8 protein-coding genes and 1 tRNA gene are annotated in these 6,507 nt (G+C 41.6%); 6 read left to right on the forward strand and 3 right to left on the reverse strand.

All coding sequences use genetic code 11. The annotated features are described in order from the left end of the window. The first annotated feature begins 10 nt into the window (after nt 1-10). The 3 genes from RIB15_RS03905 to RIB15_RS03915 all read left to right on the forward strand — a co-directional run bounded on the left by RIB15_RS03905 (nt 11) and on the right by RIB15_RS03915 (nt 2,342). On the forward strand, nt 11-667 hold the full coding sequence (locus tag RIB15_RS03905) for an energy transducer TonB (RefSeq protein WP_350200844.1): 657 nt from the start codon (nt 11-13) through the stop codon (nt 665-667). 123 nt (nt 668-790) lie between these two features. After that, nucleotides 791-1,444, forward strand: a complete 654-nt coding sequence (locus RIB15_RS03910; protein ID WP_350200845.1) for an energy transducer TonB — start codon at nt 791-793, stop codon at nt 1,442-1,444. Between the two features lie 244 nt (nt 1,445-1,688). After that, nucleotides 1,689-2,342: an energy transducer TonB gene (locus RIB15_RS03915; RefSeq protein ID WP_350200846.1), complete on the forward strand. Its 654-nt coding sequence runs from the start codon at nt 1,689-1,691 to the stop codon at nt 2,340-2,342. A 54-nt stretch (nt 2,343-2,396) separates the two neighbouring features. Here the strand turns inward: RIB15_RS03915 and RIB15_RS03920 are convergent, their stop codons facing one another. Beyond that, nucleotides 2,397-2,822 (reverse strand): NUDIX hydrolase, encoded by a 426-nt coding sequence (locus tag RIB15_RS03920; RefSeq protein ID WP_350200847.1) that lies wholly within the window; start codon nt 2,820-2,822, stop codon nt 2,397-2,399. Continuing rightward, the gene (locus tag RIB15_RS03925) at nt 2,815-3,141 is read right to left on the reverse strand and encodes a DUF1844 domain-containing protein (protein ID WP_350200848.1); all 327 of its coding nucleotides are present in this window, start codon (nt 3,139-3,141) and stop codon (nt 2,815-2,817) included. Before RIB15_RS03925 ends, RIB15_RS03920 begins: the two co-directional genes overlap by 8 nt. A 121-nt stretch (nt 3,142-3,262) precedes the next feature. Between RIB15_RS03925 and RIB15_RS03930 the strand changes: the two genes are divergently transcribed. Then, on the forward strand, nt 3,263-4,474 hold the full coding sequence (locus RIB15_RS03930; protein WP_350200849.1) for a DUF1015 domain-containing protein: 1,212 nt from the start codon (nt 3,263-3,265) through the stop codon (nt 4,472-4,474). A gap of 33 nt (nt 4,475-4,507) precedes the next feature. Beyond that, nucleotides 4,508-5,587 carry a 3-phosphoserine/phosphohydroxythreonine transaminase gene (serC, locus tag RIB15_RS03935; RefSeq protein ID WP_350200850.1) on the forward strand — a complete coding sequence of 360 codons (1,080 nt, stop codon included), beginning with the start codon at nt 4,508-4,510 and terminating at the stop codon, nt 5,585-5,587. A gap of 3 nt (nt 5,588-5,590) precedes the next feature. Here the strand turns inward: serC and RIB15_RS03940 are convergent, their stop codons facing one another. Next, nucleotides 5,591-6,184 carry a rhomboid family intramembrane serine protease gene (locus RIB15_RS03940; RefSeq protein ID WP_350200851.1) on the reverse strand — a complete coding sequence of 198 codons (594 nt, stop codon included), beginning with the start codon at nt 6,182-6,184 and terminating at the stop codon, nt 5,591-5,593. An 86-nt stretch (nt 6,185-6,270) separates the two neighbouring features. Between RIB15_RS03940 and RIB15_RS03945 the strand changes: the two genes are divergently transcribed. Then, nucleotides 6,271-6,343, forward strand: a tRNA-Thr gene (locus tag RIB15_RS03945). The last annotated feature ends 164 nt before the right edge of the window (nt 6,344-6,507 follow it).

The following is a 6,507-nucleotide window of genomic DNA, read 5'->3' on the forward strand; positions in this document are numbered from 1 at the left end:
AATAAGTGTAATGTTTCGAAAAGTTCCGGCAGCTGATTTGAGACTGACCTACCCTCTCATTCTTGAGGGTGGGATAATCCTTGCGTTGCTGATCATGATTGCAGCAACAAATGTACGGTTCCCGGAACAAAATCAGGAGCGAATAGCTTTTGTAAGAAGTGAGGAAACGGCTTTGATACTTCCACCTTCCGTTTCTGAGACGAAGCCTGCTTTGAAACCTCCTCCTATTCCAACAGTTCCTGTTAAAATACCCAACGATGAGCCCATCGAGCTTTTTCCCGTCGAAATGGACGAGTTCAATATCATCGACAGACTTATGGTTCCTCCGTTACCGCAGCAAATTTTCACAGATGTTAACTATGAATTATTTAAAGATATTGAGCAACTTCCTGTTATGATTGGAGGAGAAGATGCCTTTCGCAAAAGTATTGACTACCCCAAGCATGCGCGTCGGTTCGGAATACAAGGCATTGTAGAAGTTGAATTTGAAGTAAATACAAATGGGCGGGTTCTCAATCCTATAATACTCCGCGGTATTGGTGGTGGATGCGATGATGCCGTGTTAAAGGCAATCAAAATTCAACGATACATCCCTGGCAAAAAAGCAGGTAAAGTCGCCTCTTTCCGAATTAAAGAAACCGTTCAATTCATTCTTCTTGATACCTGAAAAAAATAACTACACTAAAAATTTGTTTAAAGAGTTAAATTAATATTCTGCTACTTGCAGAGTATGTATAAAATCCCGTTCTTTTCAACTTATCGTTACAACAGATAATATTGTATTTGAATTATGAGAAATGAAAGAAAATCACCGAAAGCAGATCTGAAACGATCCTACACTGTCTATCTTGAGGCAGGTCTGATCATTGCACTGCTTTTCATGATCACTGCCGTTAAGGTTACGATCGAAACTGAACCTCCACAGGCAATAGCTCTTGATGAGCAGGAAGTCGTGGAAATGGAAGAGGTAATCCAAACCAAACAAATTGAAACTCCCCCACCACCACCGCGTCCACCGGTACCGGTTGAAGTTCCCAATGATGAAATTATTGAGGACGAAATGATCGATCTTGATGCCGAGCTTGATATGGACGCACCGATGGATCTGCCTCCACCTCCTCCTGCTGAAGAGGAAGAAGAAGATTTCTTTGTGGTAGTAGAGCAGATGCCTAAACTGGAAGGAGGAATGGCTAAACTTCAGGGAAGTGTTAGATATCCTGAAATGGCCCGAAGAGCTGGTATTGAAGGGCGTGTTACTGTTCAGTTTATTGTAAACGAACAAGGCAAAGTTGAAAACGCAAAAGTCGTTCGTGGAATTGGCGGTGGTTGCGATGAAGAAGCCCTGAAAGCTGTTCAAGCGGCTAACTTTACTCCGGGAATGCAGCGCGGTCGCCCGGTACGTGTACAGTATGCTCTCTCCATCAACTTCCGCTTGGAAAATTAATTCTAATACAATTTTTGAATCATTTAAAAGGTGTGATCAACAGGTCACACCTTTTTTTATGAAATGATATTTACCCCTTCTATTTTAAAACCGCTTTTGACTCTACTCGTTTTTTCAGGTTTGCAATCCAATAAAATGTTTGTTAGTTAGTTAATAAAACGATTTAAGTCGTTGTTTTGTTAGGCTTAATACTTATAGAAAACTTAAATACTGTAAGAAGTATTAGTTAAAGCTGGGAGAAAAAATGCGAAACGAGAGAAAATCACCAAAAGCCAATTTAAGAAAGTCATATACCATCATATTAGAGGTGGGAACAATTTTTGCCCTTCTGTTTATGATAGCCTTGGTAAAAGTAAATATTGAGACCGAACCGCCCAAGGAGATCGCTCTTGATGAACAGGAAGTCGTGGAAATGGAAGAGGTAATCCAAACCAAACAAATCGAAACCCCACCTCCACCACCGCGGCCACCAGTACCGGTTGAGGTTCCCAATGATGAAATTATTGAGGACGAAATGATTAACATGGATGCTGAACTTGATATGGATGCACCTATGGACCTGCCACCACCTCCGCCTGAAGAAGAGGAAGAAGAGGACTTTTTTGTGGTAGTTGAACAAATGCCAAAACTTAAAGGGGGCATGGCTAAGCTTCAGGGAAGTGTTACGTACCCCGAAATGGCTAGAAAAGCAGGTATCGAAGGGCGTGTAACTGTACAATTTATTGTGAATGAACAGGGTAATGTAGAAAATGCCCAGGTTGTTCGTGGTATTGGAGGGGGCTGTGATGAAGAGGCTCTGAGAGCAGTTAAAGAAGCGAGCTTTGAACCTGGCATGCAAAGAGGACGTCCTGTTCGGGTGCAGTATGCTCTCTCTATTAATTTCCGGTTACAAAATTAGTCAACAGTATATTTAGATTAAACGTAAAGGTGTGATTTTTGATCACACCTTTTTTTATTGAGTTAAACTTCTGAGTATTTCTTTAAGGTTTTCGAAGCCGGCCTTCTCTATGGCTTCAGGTAATAACACCCATTCTACCTGTTCTATTCCTTCCTTTTCTTGAGGAATGAATGTTTCTGGCCTGGTAAAAATCATAGAGTACCACCAGGTTGTTTTACCCATTGTTTTTCCTTTTTCAGGATACTCATGGTAGCTGGTTCCGATAGTTGAAACAATGGCAGGCAAACTGCTTCCTACTTCTTCGGCTACTTCACGAACAGCACACATTTCAATAGACTCACCTTCTTCTAGTTTGCCTTTGGGCAAATCCCAATACCCATTCCTATAAATCATCAGCACTTCGGGTATGATTGAATCGGCAATGAATCTTAACACAACACCACCGGCTGCTTTAATGGGCTCTGGTTTATAGTCACTCATCTTTTCCAGAAGCTTCTCCAGAGTTTGTGTCTTTCTTTTTCTTTGACTCTTCAGCGTAATTCAATCTTAAGTTAGTAAGGGCTTGCTCAAGGTAACTTGCTGATTCTTTGGAAAGATTACCCTTCGTGAATTTCTTTAGCATACCCAGCGTATCGATTGCATATTTAGCTGAAGAAAGATCCATCTCCGTCTCCCCCGTTTCCGGGTGCTGAATTTTACCAAGACCCATCATCGCAATTTGCTGATGTTGTTGAACCAGCATCATAAATAATAGCTGTTCCTGTTGTTCTTCATTCAGTTTATTCCCATTCTCGCTCATATTCCTTCTCTTTTATAATTAGTTGTTTCATTCCCTAAATTTAAGGGCTTTCCAGTTAAATAAAGTTCATTTTTGTGTACATTAAGTGCCCCTAAGGATAACCAAAATCAAAAACTTTTTTATGGCCGTTGTTAAGCCTTTTAAGGCATGGAGACCCCAGCCGGATTTCGCCCCCGAAGTAGCATGTGTACCTTACGATGTAATTAATACCAAGGAAGCCAAAGACCTTGCAAAGGGAAAGCAAAATAGCTTTTTACATGTAATCCGTCCTGAAATCGATCTCCCCGAAAAAACTTCTGTCTATGATGCCAGAGTCTACGAAAAAGGACGGGAGAATCTGCACACCCTTTTAAACTCGGATGCTTTTTTGCAGGAAGAAAGTGACGCATTATACATCTATAGGCTCATCATGAAGGGCCGCTCGCAAACAGGAATCTTTGGATGTGTAAGTGTGGACGACTACAACACTGATGTTATCCTTAAGCACGAACTTACCCGGCCCGACAAAGAGGACGACCGAACTAAACATATCATCACTCAGGAAGCCCATGCCGAGCCCGTCATGCTTACATTCCGTGACGCGGGTTCTGTCACCAGCTTCATGAACAATCATATAGATCAAAATGAGCCGGTATATGATCTTATAACCGAAGATGGAATTCAGCATACCATTTGGAAGGTAGAATCATCGGAGACCCTGGTTTCTGAGTTTCAAAAAATCCCCAAGCTTTATGTAGCTGATGGCCATCACCGTTGTGCCAGTGCTGCCAGAGCCGCTAAGGAATATGCTTCGCAGAATCCTGAGCATAATGGAAGCGAAGAATATAACTTTTTTCCGGCCGTGCTTTTCCCGATGGATCAAATGGAAATTTTGGCTTATAACAGAATTGTATTTTCGATTCCGGATAATTTCCTCAAGCAACTGGAAAATAAGTTCACGGTGCAGAAAAAGGCTAAACCTGTTCCGCCCAAGAAAGGAATGGTTTCTTTTTATGTGAATGATAACTGGTACGGGATTACTCTTAAACCTTCGGAGCATACCGACCCTGCTTCACAACTTGATATTTCTTTGTTACAAAACCAGATCCTTACGCCTATCCTTGACATCAAAGACCAGCGAACAGATCCAAATATTGATTTCGTGGGAGGTATCCGGGGCACCGATGAACTGGAGAGTCTGGTAGATAATGGCGAGGCTTCTCTCGGAATAAGCCTGTATCCAACTAGTATTGAAGAATTGCTGGACGTCTCTGATGCTGGCCAGCTTATGCCTCCAAAATCTACCTGGTTTGAGCCCAAACTTCGTTCAGGGCTACTTATACATACATTTTAGACCTCTAACTCACTAAAAAATTTAAAGTAAAACATGAAACGCGTTCACAATTTTAGCGCCGGACCTGCGGCTCTTCCCCTGGAAGTTTTAGAAATTGTACAGGATGAGCTGCTTGATTATCACGGAACCGGGACTTCAATCATGGAGAAAAGTCACCGTGGAAAGGAATACACTAAGATAGATTCGGAAGCGAAAGAACGACTTAACCGAATTTTAGGACTTGGTGATGACTTTCATATCATGTTTTTGCAGGGTGGAGCAACAGCCCAATTCATGCAGATTCCTTTCAATTTTCTCCATAAAGATGAAACGGCAGATTATATAAATACCGGGGTTTGGTCCCAAAAAGCTATTAAGGAAGCAAAACTATTCGGAAATGTTCATGTACCCTTCAGCAGTGAAGAACAGGATTTTACCCGTGTTCCTACTAATAAGGAGCTGAAACTGTCTGAAAATCCTCGTTATGTTCACTATACTTCAAATAACACTATTTATGGTACTCAGTTTCAAAGCGAGCCAGACTCAAATGGCGCTCCGCTGATCTGTGATGCTTCTTCGGATTTTATTTCCCGCCCAATTGACGTAGATCGTTATGGGTTGATTTACGCCGGGGCCCAAAAAAACCTGGGGCCATCGGGAGTAACCGTAGTTATCGTGAGAAAAGACTTTCTTAAAACAAATACAAAGAAGGACATCCCCACTTTCCTGAATTACCATTCCCATAGCGAACGTATTTTCAATACTCCGCCATCTTTTGCAGTATATATGGTAAATCTGGTTTTACAGTGGGTGGAAGAAAAAGGTGGAATTCCTTACTTCCAGAAGCTGAACAACCAAAAAGCTGAGCTTCTTTACCGTACTATTGACCAAGATGATTTTTATCAGGGAACAGCGGAGAAAGAATCCCGTTCAAAAATGAACGTCACCTTTCGGTTGCCATCCAAAGAGTTGGAACAAAGCTTTCTTAAAGAGGCGGAAGAACATGATCTGGTTGCTTTAAAAGGTCACCGAAGTGTTGGAGGAGTTCGTGCCAGTATATACAATGCCTGCACTTTAGAATCCGTACAAGCATTGACAAACTTTATGATAGACTTTCGTTCTAAAAAAGGATAGAAATCAGATTAGCCCAAATACGCTGAGAAAGTGATCAATAGTGTTGGGAACGAAGATAATCAGGTACAGGAAACCCCAGATCGCACCTGCGATGTGAGCCTCATGGTTTATGCGTCCCTCTCTTTTACTTGCAAAAACACTGTAGATCAAAAATAGTGCTCCGAAGATAATTGCCGGAATTCCGAATGGGATGAACATGATGTAAATCGGATCTAGCGGAAAAAGAAGAATAAATCCGAAGAGCACACTTTCTACCGCCCCCGAAGCTCCTACAGTGGCAAATTCAGGGTTATCTTTGTGCTGAAATAAAGATGGCAAGCTGGAAATAACCAAAGCAGACAGGTATAGTGCTATGAAATGCTCTCTTCCAATTGAGCGCTCCAAAACCATTCCAAAAAAGAATAACACGAACATATTCAGGAAAAGATGACCTATACCGGCATGAATAAATCCTGAACTTATCAATTCATACCAGGTGTTTTCACGCATTACCCGATAAGGCATCATCATTCCTTTTTCGAAAACCTGGGGCAGTGCATAAAGAGCAACTAATGAAACTACCACATTAGCCGTAATCAGAATTAGTGTTACCGACATCTATTATTTTTCTTTTCAAGGTAAGAGGAAAACAATACTGTTGCAGAAGATTTGAAAAGAATCGTAATTTTAGTTTTAAGCTTTAAGCCGAAGTAGCTCAGCTGGTAGAGCAACGCTCTCGTAAAGCGTAGGTCGTCGGTTCAAATCCGATCTTCGGCTCAATAAAAAAGCCCCTCACGCATATCTGCATAAGGGGCTTTTTTTGTTTGAAGAAGAAGGAACTGTTATTTGTCCTTCTGAAGCTTTTCTATTTCTTCTTTGAGTCGCTCAATTTCTGCCTGCTGTTCCTGCATTCCTTTGATGAGCACCGGAATCAGCTCCGT

It is taken from the genome of Gracilimonas sp., assembly GCF_040218225.1.
In the GTDB taxonomy this organism is placed as follows: Bacteria; Bacteroidota; Rhodothermia; order Balneolales; family Balneolaceae; genus Gracilimonas.